Here is a 19911-nt window from a genome sequence, read left to right as displayed (position 1 = left end):
GTCAGGACGGGCGGATACACTGATCTGCATGACTGCGACGCCCCCGCCGACCCCCGTGACCCTGAACCTCGACGACGATGTGGCCGGACTCACCGGGCAGCTCATCGACATCTACTCGGTATCGGACTCGGAAACCCCGTTGGCCGACGCCGTCGAGGTTCAACTTCGGTCTCTGCCGAAGCTCACGGTGACCCGGATCGGTGACACCGTGGTGGCCCGCACCGAGTTCAAACGTGACACCCGGGTGGTGTTGGCCGGGCACCTCGACACAGTACCGCTGCCCACCGTCGAGGGCGCCCGCGCCCAGGTGCCCGGCGTCTGGGACGGCGAGACGCTCTACGGCCGCGGAGCGGTCGACATGAAGGGCGGGGTGGCCGTGCAGCTGGTGCTGGCCCGCCTCATCGGCGCTGCTGAGTCCCCGGAGATCGACCGCGACGTCACCTGGGTGTTCTACGACCACGAAGAGGTCGCCTCCGAAGCCTCCGGGCTGGGACGGGTGGCCCGCGAGGCACCCGAACTGCTCGAGGCCGACTTTGCGGTGCTGCTGGAACCGACCAACGGGGTGGTCGAAGGCGGCTGCAACGGCACCTGCCGGTACGAGATCACCTTCGACGGGGTCGCCGCCCACTCCGGGCGCGCCTGGAAGGGCGTCAACGCCATCCACCAAGCCGCCGCGTTGCTGGACGCGCTCGCGCAGTATGAGCCCGCCACGATCAGCGTGCAGGGCCTGGACTACCGTGAAGGCCTCAACGCGGTGCGCATCCGCGGGGGAGTGGCCGGCAATGTCATCCCTGACACCTGCGTGATGGAGGTCAACTACCGCTTCGCCCCCGACAAGACCCTCGACGAGGCACACCAGCACGTCCGCGAGGTGCTGGCCGGGGCCGGCGTCGACTGGGACCAGGTGCGTATTACCGACGCCTCCTCGGCCGCCCGGCCGGGGCTGGATCATCCGGCGGCGGTGGAGTTTGTCAACGCGGTGGGCGGCGAGCCGCTACCCAAGTACGGGTGGACGGATGTGGCTCGGTTCTCCGAACTGGGCGTGCCTGCGGTGAACTTCGGCCCCGGCGACGCGCTGCTGGCCCACACCGACCACGAACACGTCGACGCCGAAGCGGTGCGCGTCTGCCTGCAGGCGCTGCGTCGTTGGTTGCTGGGCTAAGAACCGCTCAGCAGGGGGAGGTCGCGTCGGAGAGCTCCGCGGCCGCGGACTCGGAGGTTTCCGTGGTCGCCGCGTTCGATAGCAGCGATGCCATCCGATCCGGGTCGGAGAGTATCCCGAACATGGACTGACATACGGTCTCCTGGCCGCCGGCGAGTACCTGATAGGTGACGGCCGGCGGGGTGGACTCGTCGAGATCATCCCACTCGAGCACCTCCACCTGGCCAGAGAACCGCGGATCCTCGGCGAGCCCGGCCAGTTGCACCCGGTCCGACAGCACAGCTTGCGCCCGCCCGGAGGTCAACGCCAGGGCACACTCGGCCGCACTGGGCTGCTCCAGGATGTCGGGCTCACCGGCTTCATCCAGCTCCAGCAGCGAACGGTCCGCCCCAGCGGGCACGCATAGCACAGTACCGTCCAGATCCTCGAGGTCAGCCACCGGTTCCCAGGACCCGTCACCGGGCAAGGAATCGGCGTCTTCGGCCGGCACGAGCAGCGCCGGAACGGTCTGCAGATACGGGCCCACCGCGGTGACGCCGTCGCGTGAGCCAGCGTTGCTCACCGGTCCGTGCACCAGCGCCAGGTCGATCTCGTCGTCGGCCAGGAGCTGCCCGGATTGTTCGGCGCTGATCGGCACCCATTCGACGGCGGTGCCCGGTAGCTCTGTGGTCAGCGCGGTCACCAGATCCACGTCCAGACCCGAGGGCGACGTCGCATCCACGCCCGCGGCCAGTCCGGGAGAGTCCAGCTGCACGCCCACCCGCAGGGTCGATTCTGCGGTGGGTTCCGCGCTCGGGGCGGGCTGCTCGGCGTCGGGTTCCTCTGCCCCGCACGCGCTGAGCGCCAGGACGGCGACGGTGAATACCGCACCGGTCATCAGGCGGCGCGGGGCGGGGGACAGGGTGTTTCCGGAAGGCTGCATCACCGGACAGTATCTCACCTGCACCGCTATGCTCGGTATATGGACGACGCCGTAGACCGCACCCCCGACGACTGCGACACCCGCGGTCCCCAGACCCGGCGCGGCCGCCATCGCGGCGCCCCGAGCTTCGACCGGCTGCTGTTGGATTCCCGGCCCGTCGGCCCCGAACGGGCGCGCCAGGGCATTCACAGCACCACCACCGATGCCTGGCGGGTGCTGCGCATGCAGGGCGAGCTAGTGGAGGGCTTCGGCACCCTGGCCGAACTGGGGCCCGCCGTCGCCGTCTTTGGTTCGGCGCGGGTTTCCCCGGATTCACCCACGTACGCCCTGGCCCGCGAGGTCGGTTCCCGTCTGGTTGAGGCCGGCTATGCGGTGATCACCGGGGGCGGTCCCGGGGTGATGGAGGCATCCAATCGGGGTGCGAAAGACGCCGATGGCGAATCGGTGGGTCTGGGCATTGAGCTGCCGCACGAGCAGGGGCTCAACCAGTGGGTCGACCTGGGCATCGACTTCCGCTATTTCTTCGTGCGCAAGGTCATGTTCGTCAAATACTCCCAGGGGTTCATCGTGCTGCCCGGCGGGTTGGGCACCCTGGATGAGCTGTTCGAAGCGCTCACGCTGATCCAGACTCGCAAGATCACCCGCTTCCCGGTGGTCCTCGTCGACTCCGGCTTCTGGGCGCCGCTGATGGACTGGATCACCGACACCCTGGTGGCCCGCGGCATGATCTCGTCCGAGGACGTCGAGCTGCTCTGCGTGGTGGACACCGCCGAAGAGGCCGTGGCCCGACTCGTCTCCATTAACGACCCCTCGTGAGACAATAAACCTATGGGGACCAGCCTGTTCATTATTGAGATCCTGCTGATCGGCGTGTTGCTGATCGCGGCCATCGCCGTCGTGGTGGTGGCCGGTACCGGGTTCGCCCGGCCCCTGTCCGACCCGGTTGAGACCCTGCCCGCTGTGACTTTGCCGAACGAACCGCGCTCCGAGGACGTCGCCCGGGTACGCTTTTCGCTCGGCTTCCGAGGCTACCGTGCGGACCAGGTGGACGAGGTCCTCGACCGGCTCGCCCGGCAGCTGGCCCGCGCTGAAGCCGAGATCGACGAGCTACGCAGCGCCTCAACTGTTACCGCCGCCGAGCGGAATCCGGAATAATAGGTGCAGGACATTTCACGAAACACCGTCCAACTACGAAGGGAACAGTACCCATGGCAGCCATGAAGCCCCGCACCGGTGACGGCCCGATGGAAGTGACCAAAGAAGGCCGTAGCCTCATCATGCGTGTTCCGATCGACGGCGGTGGACGTCTCGTGGTCGAAATCAACGCCGAAGAGGCGCAGGCGCTCAAGGAGTGCCTGGTGGGGGTCACCGAAGAGTCCTGAGCCTGGCTCAGGCGCGGGTGGCCAGCAACACTCCGGTGCCGGCGGTGACCAGCGAGGACTGAGCCCAGGTCTCGTGGTCATCGCGCAGAGTGCGTTCCACCGCGCGAGCGGTGATCGTGGAGGCCTCGCGGACCGCAGGCCGTGGCACGCGGTCCCCGTCGAGGGCGTCATTAATGATCAGCAAGCCGCCGGGTCGCAGAATGCGCCCGGCTTCTTGTACGTGGAACTCCAACACCGCAATGTCGGCGTCGATAAACATCAGATCGTAGCTGGACGTCGACAACCGGGGGAGTACCGTGCGTCCGCGCCCGGTGATCATCCGTGTGCGTGACAACGGGTGGCCGGCCTCGGCGAACGCCTCACGGGCGGCACGCTGGGCCTCGGCGTCGGGATCCAGAGTGGTCAGTACCGCCCCCTTTCCGGCGCCGTTCATCAGTGCCAGCCCGGACACGCCCGCACCGGTGCCCAGTTCCACCAGGGTGCGCGGGCGCGTGGTGGCCGAAAGCACGCTGAGCAATGCGGCGGTCCCCTCGGTGACGGCGGTGATCCCCAGTTCGGCCGAGCGCTCTCGGGCGCGCAGCATGACCTCGGCTTCTTCCGGGCGCGATTCCGCGAACGCCCAGCTGGCATGCTTATCCGTCTGGTGGGGGCTCAGGGCCTTCATTCCGGCGTGTCATCCTTCGGTGAGGGGCTCGATGATTCTGCCACCCTAGTCTACGGTGCGTGGCGTGCTGCACAGCTTGCCTCCAGTCTTCTTTCAGATTGTGGAGGCAGACTGAGGACCACGAGCGAGCACTTGACGAGGCACACGAAGGACGGACGCACTCCAAGCCCATGCAGGACATCACGGATGAGCACTACGCAACGTAGCCGGAGGCCGCATCCCCGGTCTCGGTTCGACTCGTATCTCGAAAATTCTTTGACCCCCGGCTCGCGCCGCAGGGTCCAGCGCCATGTGGCCGAATGTCACGAATGCGCCGAAGAAATCTCTCAGCGCGCTGCGGCCCTGCGCTATAGCCGGCAGGCCCAGCAGTCCCACATCATCCCGGTGCGCCAGTCCGCTACCTCCGGTCCTGCTTCCGAAGCGGTGTTGCGTCCCGGCTCCGGGATCGCCGGCTGGAAAGTCGTCATCGGGCTCGTGTTGGTCTGCACCGTGGCGGTGGCCATGCTGTTGTTCGCTTGGGTGGCCGGTGGGCGCGGTAGCGTTTCCCTGTCAGTCGGGTCGCCGTCGTTATTGCCCCAAGAGCTTTCCGCAACGGGTTCGGACGCGCGGCTGGAAGATCGTCCCCTCATCACGCCCACGTTGACGGCCGGTACGCCGTCGTCGACGACTTCTTCGAGTGCTTCCGGTTCTTCCGAATCCTCCGCTTCGTCGTCGGCCTCATCCGATGATGCACAATGGCCGATGGTCTCCACCGCCGGATCGACCCAGGGGGCAGATCTCACCGCCTCGGGCACCGACGTACCCGTCTCTGCACTGTCGCAGTTGCGCGGCTACGGCTGGAACATCCCCGGGCTGGCTGATTTCGGCATGTCCATGCAGTCGGCCTCGGTGCTCTCCGGCGAGAACTGGGCGGAAATCTCCACCCAGATGCGCCGCGGCTCAGGTGACGACGAAATCGTGACCGTGGTGCGCGAATGCCGCCAGGTTGAGGACGACCAGGTGACCGGTTGCCCCGTGGAAGAAGAACATTCCGGGCCAGTGACCACCATCGATATCGGCCCCGACACCAGCATCGAAGTCCAAACCTTTGCCGACGACACCTGGACGGCCCGACTGAACTCCGAGCACGCCTCCTACCAGGTGGACTCGTCCAGCCCCGTGGAAAACGCGGCGGCCATGATGTCGGCTCTACGGATGTCCGAGCAGTCCCGCATTAAGGGCGGCACGCTGCCGGACTCGGCCATGGACCGCCTGCAGCGCGGATTCCAAGAGATTATTCCTGGGCTGGGACAATGACCTTTCACAGGTGAGACCTGGTTGAGCCGGTAAGCTAACGTACTGTGAACATCTTCGGAATCAACGGCGGCGAGCTGATCGTATTGATCGTGCTCGCCTTGCTGTTGCTGGGTCCCGAGAAGATCCCGGAATACACCCGGGCCCTCGGCGACTGGGTGCGTAAACTGCGCCGGATGGCCGAAGGCGCGAAACAGCAGTTCAAAGAGGAAACCGGCACCGACTTCGACGAGGTCGACTGGCAACGCTACGACCCCCGTCAATACGACCCGCGGCGGATTATCCGCGACGCCCTGGCCGAACCACTGGACGACCTGAAACACGTGGCTGGGGTCACCGGCACCGACCGGACCACGCTACGCCAGGACCTCAAACAACTCGACCCTCGCGAGGCGTTCCGTTCCTCCTCGACCGACTCCACCCAAGACGCTGCCCCAGCGGTATCTCCGGAAACGGATGATCCCACTCACGACGTCGAGGCAACCGAGCCGGAAGAAACCCGCCCGGCACCGTTCGACGACGAGGCGACCTAATCGCGCGGAGATACCGGCAGTCGGCGACCGGCCAGTCCGCGGCCGCAACTGGCCAGAGCAGTGACCACCTGATCCAGCGCCGTGGCCGCGGGGGAGTCCGGATGCGCCAGCATGGTGGGCTCTCCGGCGTCGCCGTCGGCACGCAGCACCGGATCCAGCGGCACCGAACCCAGCAGCGACACGGGAGTCTCCAAGGCTTCGGTGAGACGTTCTGAGACCTGTTGGCCGCCGCCGGAGCCGAAGAGATCCAGCACCGTGCCGTCGGGCAGCGTCATCGCCGCCATATTCTCGATGACCCCGGCCACTGGCTGCTGGGTCTGGGTGCTCAGCTGTCCGGCGCGTGCGGCCACCTGGGCGGCGGCGTGCTGCGGGGTGGTGACCACCAATAGTTCAGCTGGCGGCAGCAGCTGTGCTGCGGAGATGGCGATGTCGCCGGTGCCCGGGGGCAGATCGATGAACAGCAGGTCCAGGTCTCCCCAGTAGACATCGGTCACGAACTGCTCCAGGGCCCGGTGCAGCATCGGTCCGCGCCACGCCACCGGCTGGTCGGTGTCGAGGAACATGCCAATGGAGATCAGCTTGATTCCGTGGGCCACCGGGGGCAGGATCATCCCTTCCATCCGGGTGGGGGCCTGGTCCACCCCGAGCAGGCCCGGAATAGAGAACCCGTGAATATCGGCGTCGATGAGGCCCACGGAGTAGCCGCGGGCGGCGAACCCGGCGGCCAGGTTGGCGGTGACCGTGGATTTGCCCACCCCGCCCTTGCCAGAGGCGACCGCGAAGATTCGGGTGAGGGTCTCGGGACCGAACGGATTGGCCGGGCGGCCGGCGGTGAGCTGGTCTTTGAGGGCGGCACGCTGTTCGGGTGTCATCACGGTCAGGTCGACGTCGACCCGGGCCACCCCGTCGAGCCCGTCCAGCGCGGCGGCGACGTCGTCGTGAATGGTGCCGCGCAGCGGGCAACCGGCCACGGTGAGCCGAATCTGCACGCGTAGCACGGTGCCTTCGTCGGTGTCGGTGACGGTGACGTCGCCCAGCATGCCCAGCTCGGTGATGGGACGGCGAAGCTCGGGGTCGATGACGCCGGCCAGACGTGTGCGCGCCTGGGCTGTGACATCGGAAGCGTTGGTCACGCAATCCCTCCGCTCAGTGGTCTCGTTTTCCGGCCCGCTCGGCGATCTCCTCGTCGGTGAGACGGGCCAGGGTATCGGTGGCCGGGTCGGGCTCCGGAACGGTGTCGCGCTGCTGTTGGCGCAGTTCCTGCAGCAGTGAGTCGCGCAGGTCATCAGTGAGATCCTCGACCACGCTGCGCAGTTCGGAGCGCACAAAATCACGCGTGGCGGTGTCTTGAACGGCCAGGCGCAGCCCGGCGATCTCCCGGGTGAGGTATTCGGTGTCGGCCAGATTCCGCTCGGCCCGGTCGCGATCCTCGCGCAGCGACACCCGGTCGCGGTCGTCCTGCCGGTTCTGGGCCAGCAACAGCAAGGGCGCGGCATAGGAAGCCTGCAGGGAGAGCATCAGGGTGAGCGCGGTGAATCCGAGCGCGGCCGAGTCGAAGCGCCAGTCCTCGGGGGCCCAGGTGTTCCACCCCAGCCAGAGCACACAAAACAGCGACATCCACAGCAAGAACTGCGGGGTGCCCATGAACCGGGCGATGCCCTCGGTCCATTGCCCGAAGGCGTCCGGGTTGGGGCCCCGCAGCGAAATGCGGCGGCCGCGGGTACCCAGGGGCTTGTCCAGGTCACGAATACGGCGCTGGCCGGCGGGCTCGGCCTTGTCGTTCTTCTCAGCCACGGTTCCTCCTGGTCTTCGCTGGTGTGTGGGTCACGGTGACGACGTCGGGATCTGCGTGATGATCCCGGTGCCCGGTTCGGACTCGTCGTGGGTGCGGATCTGTTCAGGGTCCATGGTGCGCCAGTCATCGGGCAGCAGGTGATCCAGCACGTCATCCACGGTGACCGCGCCCACCACGCGTTGGGCGTCGTTGATGACCGGGATGCTGGTCAGGTTGTAGGTGGCCAGCTCGCGGGTCACGGTGTGCAGCGGAGTCAAGTCGGTGACCGGTTCCAGCTCTTTGTCGAGCAGGTTGCCCAGCAGCTCCGGCGGCGGGTAGCGCAGCAGCTTCTGGAAGTGCACGACTCCGAGGTAGCGCCCGGTGGGGGTCTCCAGGGGATGACGGGCCACGATGACCAGGGAGGCCAGGGCGGCGGAAATGTCGTGCTGGCGGATGTTTGCCAGCGCCTCTGCCACGGTCGCTTCCGGGGACATGATGATCGGGACGGGGGTCATCACCGCGCCCGCGGTATTCTCCTCGTACTCCATGAGGCGGCGCACGTCTTCGGCGTCGTCGGGCTCCATCAGCTCTAGCAGCAGCTCCTGCTGGGAATCGGGCAGCTCATTGAGCAAGTCAGCGGCGTCGTCTGGGTCCATTTCTTCGAGCACGTCCGCGGCACGATCCAGGTTCAGGTTGGACAGAATGAGCACCTGGTCCTCGTCGGGCAGCTCCTGCAACACATCGGCCAGACGCTCGTCGTGCAGCTCTGCGGCGACCTCCACCCGGCGCTTCTCGGTCATCTCGTGCAGGGCATCGGCGAGGTCGGCCGGCTTCATGTCTTCGTGGGCGGCGACGAAGTTGGCCGCTCCCTGGGGCTCTTCCTGCCCGGCCCAGCGCGATTCTTCCCAGCCGACGAGCAGGTGCTCGCCCCGGGACCGGCCGAAGGCGCCCCGGCGGGCACCGACGCGGCGCACATAAAGGTCGGAGACGGCCCAGTCACCGTTGCGCTGGCGCGTCAGGCCCACGTCTTGCAGGACGGCGCTGCCGGAACCGTCTTGGAGCACCACACGGCGGTCAAACAGGTCGCCGGCCACGGTCAACTCCAAGCCGCGGCGCTCGAAACGGCGCAGATTGATCAGCCCGGTGGTAATGACCTGGCCGGAGTCCAGCGAGGTCACCCGGGTCATCGGCACGAACACGCGTTTTTTGCCCAGCACCTCCACCACGATGCCGGAGGCCACCGGCGGATCGATATGGCCGCGGTCGACCACCACGACGTCGCGCAACCGCCCGAGGCGGTCGCCCAGCGGGTCGAACACATCCTGGCCCAGCAGTCGGGCAACGAAGATCTTGCTCACCGTTACAGCCTAAGCCCTGCGGCGGGAATGTGCCGAGTCAGGCGGAACCCAGGGTGGCTTACTCGGTGGGCATAATCGCTGGCGCGCGTGCGTGAAGCACGAGAAAATAGCACCATGTCATTCCTCGGTCCCGTCCCCCCGTCGTCCTTGAGCTCCGGTCTGCCGCGCGGAGAGTTGATCGGCAACTACCCGTCGTTCGACGCCGCCCAGCAGACGGTGCAGCGGCTGGTGGACGAGGGCATCAGCTTGCAGGCGCTCACGGTGGTGGGCCGCGATGTGCGCGTGGTGAACCGGCTGCGCCGCCGCGCCGGCTACCCGGCCGTGGTGCTGCGTTCTGCCATTCAGGGCGCGTTCTTCGGATTGTTGATCGGACTGCTGATGAGTTTGATCGTCCCGGAGACCGCCGGGTTGCAGATCCTGAGCTCGGTGGCCCTGGGCATCGGGATCTGGGTGATTTTCGGCGTGCTCGGCCAGGCCATGCGGAAGAAGACCCCCGGCTTCGACACGATTCCGCAGGTGGTGGCGGTCAGCTACGACCTGGTGTGCGATTTTGAGGTGTCCCACCGGGCCCGCGGCATTCTCGGCGGTTCGACGGCGCCGGCCCCGAGCGCCCCGGCCCAGCCCGCAGCTCCCACTCAGCCGGCTGCTCCGACCGCTCCTGCTGCAGAAGAGGAATCCACCGAAACCCCGGCGCCGTCGCGCCGCGGGCAGATCCCGGACCTGCCCGACGGCCGTCCCCAGTACGGGGTCCGCGTCGACCCGGAGACCTCGGAGGACTCGGACCGTTCCCGCTAACCGTTGTGGTGGGCCATCCATGCTTCGATGTCGTCCGGAGTGCGCGGTAGCGCTGCCGACAGGTTCTCGGCACCGTCAGCGGTGACCAGAATGTCGTCCTCGATACGCACGCCGATGCCGCGGTACTCCTCGGGCACGGCCAGGTCCTCGGCCTTGAAGTAGAGCCCGGGTTCGATGGTGAACACCATGCCCGGCTCGAGCACGCCGTCGAGGTAGAGTTCCTTCTTCGCCTGGGCGCAGTCATGCACATCCAGACCCAGGTGGTGGCTGGTGCCGTGCGGCATCCACCGGCGGTGCTGCTGGCCCTGCGGGGAGACCGCCTCCTCCACGCTGACCGGCAGCAGACCCCATTCGTCCAGGCGCTGGGCGAGCACGGTGACGGCGGTCTGGTGGATTTCCCGGAACCGGATGCCCGGCTTCACGATGGCGAAGGCGGCGTCGGCCGCATCGAGCACCGCCTGGTAGATGCGGCGCTGCACGGGAGAGAAGGTGCCGTTGACCGGCAGGGTGCGGGTGATGTCGGCGGTGTAGAGCGAATCTGCCTCCACCCCGGCGTCCACCAGAATCAGTTCCCCGTCACGCACGGAGCCGGTGTTGCGGATCCAGTGCAACACGGTGGCGTTGTTGCCGGAAGCGGCGATGGTGTCATAGCCGAGGTCGTTACCCTCCAGCCGGGCCCGGGCGAAGAACGCCCCCTCGACCACGCGCTCGCCACGATCATGCTCCCGGGCGGTGGGCAGAATTTTCACAATGTCGTCGAAACCGCGCTGGGTGGCCGCGACCGAACCGCGCATCTCCTCGATCTCCCACTCATCCTTGACGAGGCGCAGCTCGGAGGTGAACTCGGTGAGCTCACCGTCCAGGGCATCGGAGGCTTCCAGATCGACGCCGGTGTTGATGCGGGAGGTATCGACGAGAGCCTCCATGGTGAGGTCCGAACCGCGCAGTAGGCGAATGCGCAGCCCCCCGATTTCCACGGCTCCGGCGTCCTTGGTCACCGCCACCTCCAGGTCGGCGAGATCCGCGGTGCGCAGCCCGGTGCGCTGGCTCATCTCCTCCAGAGTGGGGCGTGCACCCACCCAGAATTCGCCGGTGCGGGCGTTGGTGTAGAACTCCTCACTGTCACGTCCAGCCAGCGGGTGGAAATACAGGGTGGACTCGTGGTCCGAGCCGTCGTCGCCGGTTCCCGGTTCCACCGGCTGCATCACCAGCACCGCGCTGGGTTCATGGTCGGCCCCCAGACCGGTCAGGTGGGAGAACGCTGAATGCGCACGGAAACGGTAGTCGGTGTCGTTCGATCGGACCTTCGGCTCACCGGCCGGAACCACCACGCGTTCACCCGAGAAGCGTGCGGAAACAGCAGCGCGACGCTGGGCGGCGAACGGGGCGGAGGCGTTCAGCGGGGCCTCACTGGTATCGGCGGGGGCCCAGGACGAGGCCATGAACTCCTTGAACGCCTCGGAGGTGGGGCGCTGCGATCGGTTGTCGACGCGGTTCTCCAGGGGCTGGTCCTGCTCGTGGGAGGACTCGTGGTGAGACGGGGTCATCGAGGCGGATTCAGTCATGACCACATTGTTTCATGGGTGCACCACACTTGCAGAGCGCTGACCCGGCACAGCACACTGATGCCATGGCCTTCGACTTACACACCCACTCGCACTGCTCCGACGGCACCCAATCGCCGTCCGCGGTGGTGCGTGCCGCCGCGGAGGCCGGGCTGGAGGGGTTGGCACTCACCGACCATGACACCACCGCCGGCTGGGACGAAGCCGTGGCGGCGGGACGTCGCGAGGGGGTGGCCGTGGTGCGGGGCATGGAAATCTCCTGTGTATCCGCCCAAGGGGTCAGCGTGCACCTGCTCAGCTACCTCCACGACCCCGATCATCCGGGGCTGAAAGACGAGATGGAGCGTTCGGTGCGCTCACGGCTGACTCGGGCCGAGCAGATGGCGCAGCGACTCAGTGAGGACTTCCCGATTACCTGGGAGCTCGTGCAGGCCCAGACCGAGCCCGGGGCCACGGTGGGTAGGCCGCACCTGGCGGATGCGCTCGTCGTAGCCGGGGTGGTGCCTGACCGTACCGCCGCCTTCGCCGGTATCCTGCTGCCGTCGTCGCCCTACTATGTTGGGCATTACGCGCCGGACCCGGCCGAAGCGGTGCGGCTGGTGCGCGAGGCGGGCGGGGTGCCGGTGTTTGCCCATCCGAGGGCGGTGTCCCGCGGCCGCGTGGTGGGGGAGGACACCTTCGAGGAGATGATCGAGGCCGGCCTGGTGGGATTGGAGGTGGACCACCGAGACAATCCGGATGCGGACCGGCAGTGGTTGCGGCAGCTAGCGCGCCGTCACGACCTGCTCATGACCGGTGCCTCGGATTATCACGGGGCAGGCAAACCGAATCGGATCGGTGAGCACACCACAGCCCGCGACGTCGTGGACCAGATTGCTGCGCTCGGCGTCACCGAGGCGGCGTGGTGACCAGCGCCTGAGGGAGGCGGCTGCGCATGATCTCGATCGCTTGCGGGTTCTGATCCACCAACAGGTACCGGCGCCCCAATTGCTCAGCGGCAGCACCGAGGGTGCCCGAGCCGGCGAAGAAGTCCAACACCCAGTCTCCGGGGCGCGACGACGCCGCCACCATTCGGCGCAACAGCCCCACCGGTTTCTGGGTGGGGTAGCCGGTTTTCTCCTTGCCGGTGGGGGAGACAATGGTGTGCCACCAGACGTCGGTGGGCAGCTTGCCGCGTTCCCGCTTCTCCGGGGTGACGAGTCCGGGGGCCATATACGGTTCCCGGTCGACTTCGGTCGAATCGAACCAGTAGGTGCGCGGATTTTTCACGTACACCAGGATCGTGTCGTGTTTCGACGGCCAGCGGCGTCGAGCCCGGCCCCCGTAGTCGTAGGCCCAGATAATCTCGTTGAGGAAGTGGTCCCGGCCAAAGATCACGTCTAGCATGACCTTGGCGTAGTGCACTTCCCGGTAATCCAGGTGCAGGTACAGGGTGCCGTCGTCGGCGAGCAGCCGCCAGGCCTGCCGCAGGCGCGGTTCCAGGAACTCCCAGTAGTCGGTGAAGGCGTCATCGTAGGACGACAGCGCGCCCTTCACCGTCTGGTAGCTGTGCCCGCCGAAGCCGGTGCGGTCGCCGTCACCGGGAGCCACCCGCGTCGTCGTCGACGTGGACCGGGACTGCACTCGGCCCGTGTTGAACGGCGGATCGAGGTAGACGACGGTAAAGGTCTGCTCCGGCAACTGGTCGAGATAGGAGAGGTTCTCCGCTTCGACGATCAGATCCGGACCTTCGGGGTCGAATCCGACCACGTTCAGCTCTGCTCGTCGCGCTGCACAATCTCACCGTTGCGACGGCGGGTGCGGTTGCGGCTGCGACGCCGGTTGCGCCCTTCGCCCTGCTTCTGTTCGCCTTGTTTCTGCTCGGAGGAGCCGCCGGAACGACCACCCCGTCTGCCGCCGGAACGTCCGCCGCGGCTGCCACGGCCGGAGTTGTCGCGCTTTTCGTCGCGGCCACCCAGCTCCTCAAGGTTCTCGGCGTCGAGACCCTCGCGGGTGCGCTGCGCCTTGGGCAGTCGGCCCTTGGTGCCCTTGGGGATGTTCAGGTCCGCGAAGAGGTGCGGGGAGGACGAGTAGGTCTCCTGCGGGTCGGACTGGTCCAGACCGAGCGCGGAGTTGATCAGGGTCCACCGCGGCACGTCCTCCCAGTCCACCAGGGTAACGGCGATGCCCTTGTTGCCCGCACGACCGGTACGCCCCACCCGGTGCAGGTAAGTCTTCTCGTCTTCAGGGCACTGGAAGTTGAACACGTGGGTGACGTCGTCGACATCGATACCGCGGGCGGCGACGTCGGTGGCCACCAGCACGTCGATCTTGCCATTGCGGAACGCACGCAGTGCCTGCTCACGGGCGCCCTGCCCCAGATCGCCGTGGAGGGCACCAGCAGCGAATCCGCGACCGGTGAGTTCATCGGCCACCCGTGCGGCGGTGCGCTTGGTGCGGGTGAACACGATGGTCTTGCCGCGGCCCTCGGCCTGCAGGGAGCGAGCCAGCAGCTCGTCCTTGTCCATGTGGTGGGCGCGGTAGATCAGCTGGCGGATGTCCTTCTTAGTAATCGAATCATCATCCGGATCGGCCGCGCGAATGTGGGTGGGCCGGGTCATGTACCGGCGGGCCATCGCCACCACAGGTCCGGGCATGGTGGCCGAGAACAGCATGGTCTGGCGGACCTCGGGCACCGAGGCCAACAGCGTCTCTACGTCGGGCAAGAAGCCCAGGTCCAGCATCTCGTCGGCCTCATCCAGCACCACGATCTTGGCAGCGGAGAGGTTCAGATGGCGCTGGCGCATCAAGTCGATCAATCGGCCGGGGGTGCCCACCACGACGTCGACGCCGCGCTGCAGCTCTTCGATCTGCGGCTCGTATGCACGGCCGCCGTAGATCGTCATCAGGCGCACGGTGCGCTGACCCAGAGCGCCGGTCAGATCCGAGGCGACCTGTACGGCCAATTCGCGGGTCGGGGCTACCACGAGCGCCTGCGGGATGCCGGCCTTCGGCAATGATTGGTCACCCTCCTCGCCGGGGCCGACCACGCGCTGCAACAGCGGCAGGCCGAAGCCCAGGGTCTTGCCGGTACCGGTCTTGGCCTGGCCAATGATGTCGTTGCCGGCCAGGGCCAAAGGCAGGGTCATCGCCTGAATGGGGAAGGGGGTGGTGATGCCTTTGGCGGCCAGGGCGTCGGCCATGTCGGCGCGGACGCCGAAGTCGGCGAAGGTCTTCTCCACCACGGGCTCGACGGCGTCGATGGTCTCGGCGACCTCGATGGTTTCTTCGGCGGGTCCGGTGGAGTTTTCAGCGTGCAGCTGGGAATTCATACGATACGGGTCCTGTCTGTGTGCGGAGCCGATCGCGGGAAGTCTTCAAGGGGTATCGCATCAAGCGATCGGTCATCCTGCTGGTGCAGATGTGCTGCAGGTCAGGCCGGAAACAGTCCCGGCTGTGGGCCAGTCTACCCTTAAAGACCGACGCGGACCCCCATCGGGGTCCGCGCAACGGTGAGTTCTTCGATTACTGGGCGGCGAAACCGACGGGGCGAGCGGTCGAGTTGCCGACTTCCACGTAGCCAATGCCCGCGGCTGGCACCAGCAGGGTCTTGCCCTTCTTATCGGTGAGCTCCAGCACCTCGCCGCGGGTGAGCGACGACTGCACCTTCTCGTTTACTTCCTCCGCGCTGGCCTCGGTTTCGAGGACGATCTCGCGGGCCACGTGCTGAACGCCGATCCGAATCTCCATGCTGGGTTCCATCCTTCTGGTAGGTCTGCGGGGTGACGCGCCGGGCGCGTCGCTGTCTCCAGCTTAGCCACCCGAACCCGGCAGAAGCGACGCCAGGGTTCGGCCGAGCGCGAACCTGCTTATTGGAAGGTCCAGATGCCCTGCCACAGCAACTGGAAGGTGTGCTCGGTGACCTGGTCGATGTGCAGCGAGGGGGATTCTTCTCCGCTGCGACGACGGCTAGCCCAATAGCGGGCCGCAGTGAGGACGGTGCCGGCCATGGCGTGGCCGATCACCTTTGCCTGTTCGTCGTCGAGGTAGGTTTCGTTGAAGACGTGCTCGGAGATCTGCCCGATCAGCGCATCGTTGAACTGGTCGACGCGCTGGCGGACCTCAGTATCGTTGCCGAGACCAGAGTTGAAGACGATGCGGTGAGCGCCGTCTTCTCGTGCCATATATTCGAAGAGGGTGCGCACGGCGCCGCGGACGCGCTCTTCGTTGGTCTCTGCCTCTGCCATTGCGGACACCATGGCATCACGGACCACGGCCAATTGCTCGTCGAGCAGGGTCAGGAACAGCTCGTACTTGCCGGTGAAGTGCTGGTAGAGCACAGGCTTGGACACATCAGCAGCCTCGGCGATGTCATCCATCGAGGCGGCATGGTATCCCTTCTCGGCAAAAACGCGCAGGGAGATGTCCATCAGCTGGCGGCGACGCTGCGCACGGGGGAGCCTGGTGGTCGGTGGCATGTGGGGTATCGCCTCGTTCTCGGTACAGGGGGTGAGAACAGTCTAGCGAGTAACTCAGGCTGAGCGCTGGGATGAATCGTGCACCGGGCACGTCGCCGCCGAAGAGGCGGGGGACTCCGAGGCGGTCTCCAGTCCGAAGAGGGTCTGCAAAGCAGCGGTGTATTCATCCAGCCGGCCCTCGGCGGCCAGCTGGCGGGCGCGCGTGGTGGGCTCGTGCAACAACTGACGGATCATCCGCCGCATAGCCAATTCGACTTCCTCGGCCGCGGCGGTGCACCCGTGGCGGGCGCGCACCCGGGCGATTTCTTCTTCGAGCACCTGGTGGGTGTGGCGGCGCAGCGCGACAATGGCATCGTTGGCGCTGCGCGACCGGCGCTCTGCGACAAAGGCAGAGACGGCTTCGTCGACCATGGATCGAGCCTGATCGACGGCGGAGGTCTGCTCCTCGGGGGCGGCCAGCTTGACTGACTCGAGGGTGATCAGATCCACGCCTTCCAGATCGGCGATAGCGGGATCGAAATCATGGGACAGCGCCAAATCCAGCACGGTGAGCCGGTGCAGGGAATCCTCGCGTAGTGCGGCCAACTGGGCTGCTTCAACCGTGCGGGCGCCACCGGAGCAACCGATCAGCACATCAGCCTCGGCGAAGGCGCCGTGCACCTTGTCGCCACCCAGGGCCAGGGCCCAGCCGCCGCGATCCTCGACGAACTGCTCGGCGCGCCCGGAGGCAGAGTGCACCGCCACGTTCTTCGCGCCCAGGGCTTGCAGTTGGGCCAGGGTCGTGCCGGCGTAAGCACCGGTGCCGATGACGAGGACATTGGCGTCCTCCCAGAACCGGGCGGCGGCAATCTGGTCGGTGCCAGCGCGCAACTCGGTGGCCAAATCCAGGGCGACCGAAACAATAGAGCGTCCGGTGGAACCCAGGGCGGTGCCTGAGCCGACATCTTTGGCGGTGCGGGTGGCGGATTCGAAAAGCTTGATCAGCCCGCCGGTGGTGATTCCCGATTCGCGGGCCTGCGTCAGGGCGCGGCGCACCTGGCCGGCAATTTCGCGCTCGCCGACAACAGCGGAATCGAGCCCGGCGCCCACCGTGAAAAGGTGACGCACGGCAGAATCCTGGGGGAGTAACTGGAAGGAAGAAGCCACCTGGGCGGCATTCAGTCCGGCGCCGCGGGCGACCGAATCGAGAATCTCCTCGGCGGCCTCGTCAATGCTCTGCTCATCGCGAGATTCGGCGTAGATCTCCAAGCGGTTGCAGGTGGAGAGCACCACGGCGCCGCGCGTTGCCTCGGCAGAGGGGACGGCAGCGATGACCTCATCGGTTCCGGTGCTCAACTGCGCCACCATCTCGAGGTCTAGGCTGGTGTGCGCGGCAACCAAAGAAAACAGAGCCACAATGGCTCTATCGTACGGCCGTTATCGCACCGAATCTAAGCAGGCAAACCTAAGTCGACACGGATCCGACCCGCTGTCGCGGTGATGCGAGAATAGGGGCCATGACTGCACCTCAGCTGCCTGCCGGCCACCCGCTGGTAACCGATGACGCTACCCGTTCCACCGCGCGCTCCGCCCTGATCACCGCCCTGCGTGGCGGCACGCCGGACCGTCGTCCGGTGTGGTTTATGCGCCAGGCCGGACGCTCTTTGCCCGAATACCGCCAGCTGCGCGAGGGGATTTCCATGCTGGATTCCTGCTTGCAACCCGAACTGGCCTCGGAGATCACCCTGCAACCGGTGCGTCGTCACGACGTCGACGCCGGCATCTTTTTCTCCGACATCGTCATCCCGCTGCGCCTGGCCGAGGTAGGCGTGGACATTGTCCCCGGGGTCGGTCCAGTGCTAGATGCCCCCGTGCGCACCGCTGCAGACGTCGCAGCGCTGCCTGAACTGACGGAGGAATCACTCGAACCCATCCGCGAGGCAGTGCGGCTGACCGTGGCCGAGCTGGGATCCACCCCCTTGATCGGGTTCGCGGGTGCTCCGTTTACGCTGGCCGCCTACATGGTGGAAGGCAAGCCCTCGCGTGACCACCTCGGTCCGCGCACCATGATGCATGCTGAACCGGACACCTGGAATGCATTGGCCAGCTGGGCGGCACGTGCCTCGGGGCATTTCCTGCGCGCTCAAATTGAAGCGGGTGCCTCGGCCGGTCAGCTTTTCGACTCTTGGGCCGGTTCGCTCTCGCTGGGCGACTACCTGACCCATGTGCAGCCCCATTCTGCCGCGGCTTTCGCTCAGGTCGCCGACCTGGCCGGGCCGGACGGAGTGCCGTTGATTCACTTTGGCACCGGAACCTCGGAGATCCTGCCTGCCATGCGCGACGCCGGCGCCAGCGCGGTCGGCGTCGACTACCGGTTGCCCCTGGACGAGGCTCACCGCAGGCTCACCGCGACCCCCGGGGCGGATGGCCGGGGCGCGGTGCCGCTACAGGGCAATATCGACCCCGCCCTGCTCGAAGCCGGATGGGACGTGTTGGAGGCCCATGTGCGCGGGGTGATTGAGGCGGGTTCGGTGGCGCCGGGCCATGTGCTCAATCTCGGCCACGGCGTGCCCCCGCACACCGACCCCACCGTGCTGACCCGCGTGGTCGAGCTGATTCACTCGGTTGCGCCGTAGTCCCGTGACCCAGTTCAACACCGTCGTGATCGGCGGCGGGGTGGCCGGGCTGGTCGCCGCGCTGACACACCAAGACCGTGGTGAGGACGTGCTCGTGCTCGAGGCTGGACCGGCCTGGGGCGGAGTGGTGCGCGGTGCGGAGATGGGCGGCATCCGGCTGGACGTCGGCGCCGAAGCCTTCGCGGTGCGCAACGACGTCGTCGCCGAGCTGGCCCGGGAGTTGGGGCTAGACACCTTGGACCCGAACCCCGTTGGCTCCTGGCTGCAGCTACCCGAACGCGCCGTACCCGCGCCGAAGCTGGGGGTGCTCGGCATTCCCGGTGATCTCGACGCTGCCGAAGTCGGCGAGGCCCTCGGGCCGGACGCGCTGGAACGCGCCCGCCAGGATCTGGATGCCCCGATGGACCGTTGGACGGAGGCCACCCGAACCGGGGCCGCAGTGACCCTGGGCGAGTTGGTGGCGGACCGGCTGGGCGAGGATGTGCTCGCCACCCTGGTCGCGCCGGTGGTGTCCGGGGTGCATTCGGCCGATCCGCACCAGCTGGAAGTGCGTGCCGTCGCTCCCGGACTGCTCGACGCCGCGGTGGAGATGGGTTCGCTTGCCCGTGCGGTGGCTGCTCAGCGCTCGCGGCGCCCTGGAGCGGCGGTGGCGTCGGTGGTGGGCGGGATGAACACCCTCACTCAGGCCCTGGCCGAACGGGTCTTGGGCCGGCTGAACACCGCCGTCACCGCTCTGGAACGTCACGGCACCGGCTGGGTAGTCCACACCAACGCTGAATCGTTCGACGCCGCGCAGATCGTGATCGCCACCGACGGTCCCACGGCCTGGCGGCTGCTGGCGCCCGTCTCGGACGGCGCGCTCGATCCGGGCGACGCCCCGGAGCAGGGGGCTGGGGTGGCCCTGGTGACCCTGATTCTCGACCACCCGGAACTCGACGCTCACCCCCGGGGCACCGGAATTCTGGTGGCGCCCACCGTGGAGCCCGAGCAGGTCGGGGCGAAGGCGATGACCCACATCTCCGCGAAATGGTCGTGGGTGCGCGAGGCGCTGCCCGCCGGTCGACACGCACTGCGCCTGTCCTATGGGCGCGTCACCGACGACCCCGCCTCCGGTGCCCCCGGCTACGCCTCTACCGACGCGGAACTGCTGCGCCTGGCTACACGCGACATCTACCGGCTGACGGGCACCGAACCGGGCTCCGGCGTCGTCGTCGATCACCATATTCAACGCTGGCGGGCCGCGCTGCCGGTGGCCAGTCCGGAACATCGTCGTCGGGTGTCCGATATGCGAGACTGGGCACGAACCCAACGCGACGTTGACATCGTCGGAGCCTGGCTTGCCGGGACTGGATTGGCGGCCGTCATCGCAGATATTCGTGACTGATCCCCGG

Annotated in this window: 21 protein-coding genes; 10 read left to right on the top strand and 11 right to left on the bottom strand. The window is 67.0% G+C overall.

What is annotated here, in order from left to right; all coding sequences use genetic code 11:
* Positions 1–28 precede the first annotated feature (28 nt).
* On the top strand, positions 29–1162 hold the full coding sequence (dapE, locus tag P8192_RS09820) for a succinyl-diaminopimelate desuccinylase (RefSeq protein ID WP_270104855.1): 1134 nt from the start codon (positions 29–31) through the stop codon (positions 1160–1162).
* Between the two features lie 7 nt (positions 1163–1169).
* Here the strand turns inward: dapE and P8192_RS09815 are convergent, their stop codons facing one another.
* Complete coding sequence (locus P8192_RS09815) at positions 1170–2084, bottom strand: transporter substrate-binding domain-containing protein (protein ID WP_278156636.1); 915 nt, start codon at positions 2082–2084, stop codon at positions 1170–1172.
* 39 nt (positions 2085–2123) lie between these two features.
* Between P8192_RS09815 and P8192_RS09810 the strand changes: the two genes are divergently transcribed.
* From P8192_RS09810 to P8192_RS09800, 3 genes are read left to right on the top strand one after another with little or no spacing between them, the layout of a single operon-like run.
* On the top strand, positions 2124–2900 hold the full coding sequence (locus P8192_RS09810) for a TIGR00730 family Rossman fold protein (protein WP_278156634.1): 777 nt from the start codon (positions 2124–2126) through the stop codon (positions 2898–2900).
* A 12-nt stretch (positions 2901–2912) separates the two neighbouring features.
* Positions 2913–3239: a DivIVA domain-containing protein gene (locus tag P8192_RS09805; protein WP_278156632.1), complete on the top strand. Its 327-nt coding sequence runs from the start codon at positions 2913–2915 to the stop codon at positions 3237–3239.
* 53 nt (positions 3240–3292) lie between these two features.
* Positions 3293–3466, top strand: a complete 174-nt coding sequence (locus tag P8192_RS09800) for a DUF3117 domain-containing protein (protein WP_278156630.1) — start codon at positions 3293–3295, stop codon at positions 3464–3466.
* 7 nt (positions 3467–3473) lie between these two features.
* Here P8192_RS09800 and P8192_RS09795 read toward each other — a convergent pair whose 3' ends face one another.
* Positions 3474–4130: an O-methyltransferase gene (locus P8192_RS09795; protein ID WP_270104860.1), complete on the bottom strand. Its 657-nt coding sequence runs from the start codon at positions 4128–4130 to the stop codon at positions 3474–3476.
* Between the two features lie 186 nt (positions 4131–4316).
* Here P8192_RS09795 and P8192_RS09790 point away from each other — a divergent pair, with 186 nt between their 5' ends.
* Together P8192_RS09790 and P8192_RS09785 are read left to right on the top strand one after the other, a co-directional pair.
* The gene (locus P8192_RS09790) at positions 4317–5426 is read left to right on the top strand and encodes a zf-HC2 domain-containing protein (RefSeq protein WP_278156628.1); all 1110 of its coding nucleotides are present in this window, start codon (positions 4317–4319) and stop codon (positions 5424–5426) included.
* Positions 5427–5470: 44 nt separating this feature from the next.
* Positions 5471–5956 carry a twin-arginine translocase TatA/TatE family subunit gene (locus P8192_RS09785; RefSeq protein WP_278156626.1) on the top strand — a complete coding sequence of 162 codons (486 nt, stop codon included), beginning with the start codon at positions 5471–5473 and terminating at the stop codon, positions 5954–5956.
* On the opposite strand, the gene P8192_RS09780 is transcribed toward P8192_RS09785, so the two are convergent.
* The 3 genes from P8192_RS09780 to P8192_RS09770 form a co-directional block, all read right to left on the bottom strand.
* Complete coding sequence (locus tag P8192_RS09780; RefSeq protein WP_278156624.1) at positions 5953–7089, bottom strand: Mrp/NBP35 family ATP-binding protein; 1137 nt, start codon at positions 7087–7089, stop codon at positions 5953–5955. The two genes, P8192_RS09785 and P8192_RS09780, sit on opposite strands and share 4 nt — an antisense overlap.
* A gap of 13 nt (positions 7090–7102) precedes the next feature.
* A complete protein-coding gene (locus tag P8192_RS09775) occupies positions 7103–7705 on the bottom strand; it encodes a DUF1003 domain-containing protein (RefSeq protein WP_278159795.1) in 603 nt (200 codons plus the stop codon).
* Between the two features lie 75 nt (positions 7706–7780).
* A complete protein-coding gene (locus tag P8192_RS09770) occupies positions 7781–9088 on the bottom strand; it encodes a magnesium transporter MgtE N-terminal domain-containing protein (RefSeq protein ID WP_278156622.1) in 1308 nt (435 codons plus the stop codon).
* A 114-nt stretch (positions 9089–9202) separates the two neighbouring features.
* On the opposite strand from P8192_RS09770, the gene P8192_RS09765 reads away from it, so the two are divergent.
* Positions 9203–9883 carry a general stress protein gene (locus P8192_RS09765; protein WP_278156620.1) on the top strand — a complete coding sequence of 227 codons (681 nt, stop codon included), beginning with the start codon at positions 9203–9205 and terminating at the stop codon, positions 9881–9883.
* Here the strand turns inward: P8192_RS09765 and P8192_RS09760 are convergent.
* Positions 9880–11448: an aminopeptidase P family protein gene (locus tag P8192_RS09760; RefSeq protein WP_278156618.1), complete on the bottom strand. Its 1569-nt coding sequence runs from the start codon at positions 11446–11448 to the stop codon at positions 9880–9882. The genes P8192_RS09765 and P8192_RS09760 overlap by 4 nt on opposite strands.
* Before the next feature lie 65 nt (positions 11449–11513).
* On the opposite strand from P8192_RS09760, the gene P8192_RS09755 reads away from it, so the two are divergent.
* Positions 11514–12356: a PHP domain-containing protein gene (locus P8192_RS09755; protein WP_278156616.1), complete on the top strand. Its 843-nt coding sequence runs from the start codon at positions 11514–11516 to the stop codon at positions 12354–12356.
* Here P8192_RS09755 and P8192_RS09750 read toward each other — a convergent pair.
* The 5 genes from P8192_RS09750 to P8192_RS09730 all read right to left on the bottom strand — a co-directional run bounded on the left by P8192_RS09750 (position 12337) and on the right by P8192_RS09730 (position 17300).
* Positions 12337–13197, bottom strand: a complete 861-nt coding sequence (locus P8192_RS09750; protein WP_270104869.1) for a DNA-methyltransferase — start codon at positions 13195–13197, stop codon at positions 12337–12339. The genes P8192_RS09755 and P8192_RS09750 overlap by 20 nt on opposite strands.
* Before the next feature lie 2 nt (positions 13198–13199).
* Positions 13200–14759, bottom strand: coding sequence for a DEAD/DEAH box helicase (locus P8192_RS09745; RefSeq protein ID WP_278156614.1), 1560 nt, complete (start codon positions 14757–14759; stop codon positions 13200–13202).
* A gap of 193 nt (positions 14760–14952) precedes the next feature.
* Complete coding sequence (locus tag P8192_RS09740; RefSeq protein ID WP_270104871.1) at positions 14953–15177, bottom strand: DUF3107 domain-containing protein; 225 nt, start codon at positions 15175–15177, stop codon at positions 14953–14955.
* Between the two features lie 119 nt (positions 15178–15296).
* Positions 15297–15905: a TetR/AcrR family transcriptional regulator gene (locus P8192_RS09735; protein ID WP_278156612.1), complete on the bottom strand. Its 609-nt coding sequence runs from the start codon at positions 15903–15905 to the stop codon at positions 15297–15299.
* A 54-nt stretch (positions 15906–15959) separates the two neighbouring features.
* Entirely contained in the window at positions 15960–17300 is a 1341-nt protein-coding gene (locus P8192_RS09730) for a glutamyl-tRNA reductase (RefSeq protein WP_278156610.1), read from the bottom strand.
* Between the two features lie 101 nt (positions 17301–17401).
* On the opposite strand from P8192_RS09730, the gene hemE reads away from it, so the two are divergent.
* Together hemE and P8192_RS09720 are read left to right on the top strand one after the other, a co-directional pair.
* Positions 17402–18520 carry a uroporphyrinogen decarboxylase gene (gene hemE, locus P8192_RS09725; protein ID WP_278156609.1) on the top strand — a complete coding sequence of 373 codons (1119 nt, stop codon included), beginning with the start codon at positions 17402–17404 and terminating at the stop codon, positions 18518–18520.
* A gap of 4 nt (positions 18521–18524) precedes the next feature.
* Positions 18525–19904 (top strand): protoporphyrinogen/coproporphyrinogen oxidase, encoded by a 1380-nt coding sequence (locus P8192_RS09720; RefSeq protein WP_278156607.1) that lies wholly within the window; start codon positions 18525–18527, stop codon positions 19902–19904.
* Positions 19905–19911: the final 7 nt, after the last annotated feature.

It is taken from the genome of Citricoccus muralis (assembly GCF_029637705.1).
In the GTDB taxonomy this organism is placed as follows: domain Bacteria; phylum Actinomycetota; class Actinomycetes; order Actinomycetales; family Micrococcaceae; genus CmP2.
Note: the sequence above shows the minus strand (reverse complement) of the source record. Positions and strands in the feature narration are given on the sequence as shown.

Bases quoted from the DNA above. Each gene is read 5' to 3' on its own strand.
- P8192_RS09735 (WP_278156612.1), bottom strand. From the start codon at position 15,905: ATGCCACCGACCACCAGGCTCCCCCGTGCGCAGCGTCGCCGCCAGCTG.
- P8192_RS09755 (WP_278156616.1), top strand. From the start codon at position 11,514: ATGGCCTTCGACTTACACACCCACTCGCACTGCTCCGACGGCACCCAA.
- P8192_RS09740 (WP_270104871.1), bottom strand. From the start codon at position 15,177: ATGGAGATTCGGATCGGCGTTCAGCACGTGGCCCGCGAGATCGTCCTC.
- P8192_RS09760 (WP_278156618.1), bottom strand. From the start codon at position 11,448: ATGACTGAATCCGCCTCGATGACCCCGTCTCACCACGAGTCCTCCCAC.
- P8192_RS09745 (WP_278156614.1), bottom strand. From the start codon at position 14,759: ATGAATTCCCAGCTGCACGCTGAAAACTCCACCGGACCCGCCGAAGAA.
- hemE (WP_278156609.1), top strand. From the start codon at position 17,402: ATGACTGCACCTCAGCTGCCTGCCGGCCACCCGCTGGTAACCGATGAC.
- P8192_RS09810 (WP_278156634.1), top strand. From the start codon at position 2,124: ATGGACGACGCCGTAGACCGCACCCCCGACGACTGCGACACCCGCGGT.
- dapE (WP_270104855.1), top strand. From the start codon at position 29: ATGACTGCGACGCCCCCGCCGACCCCCGTGACCCTGAACCTCGACGAC.
- P8192_RS09795 (WP_270104860.1), bottom strand. From the start codon at position 4,130: ATGAAGGCCCTGAGCCCCCACCAGACGGATAAGCATGCCAGCTGGGCG.
- P8192_RS09815 (WP_278156636.1), bottom strand. From the start codon at position 2,084: ATGCAGCCTTCCGGAAACACCCTGTCCCCCGCCCCGCGCCGCCTGATG.
- P8192_RS09805 (WP_278156632.1), top strand. From the start codon at position 2,913: ATGGGGACCAGCCTGTTCATTATTGAGATCCTGCTGATCGGCGTGTTG.
- P8192_RS09800 (WP_278156630.1), top strand. From the start codon at position 3,293: ATGGCAGCCATGAAGCCCCGCACCGGTGACGGCCCGATGGAAGTGACC.
- P8192_RS09765 (WP_278156620.1), top strand. From the start codon at position 9,203: ATGTCATTCCTCGGTCCCGTCCCCCCGTCGTCCTTGAGCTCCGGTCTG.
- P8192_RS09790 (WP_278156628.1), top strand. From the start codon at position 4,317: ATGAGCACTACGCAACGTAGCCGGAGGCCGCATCCCCGGTCTCGGTTC.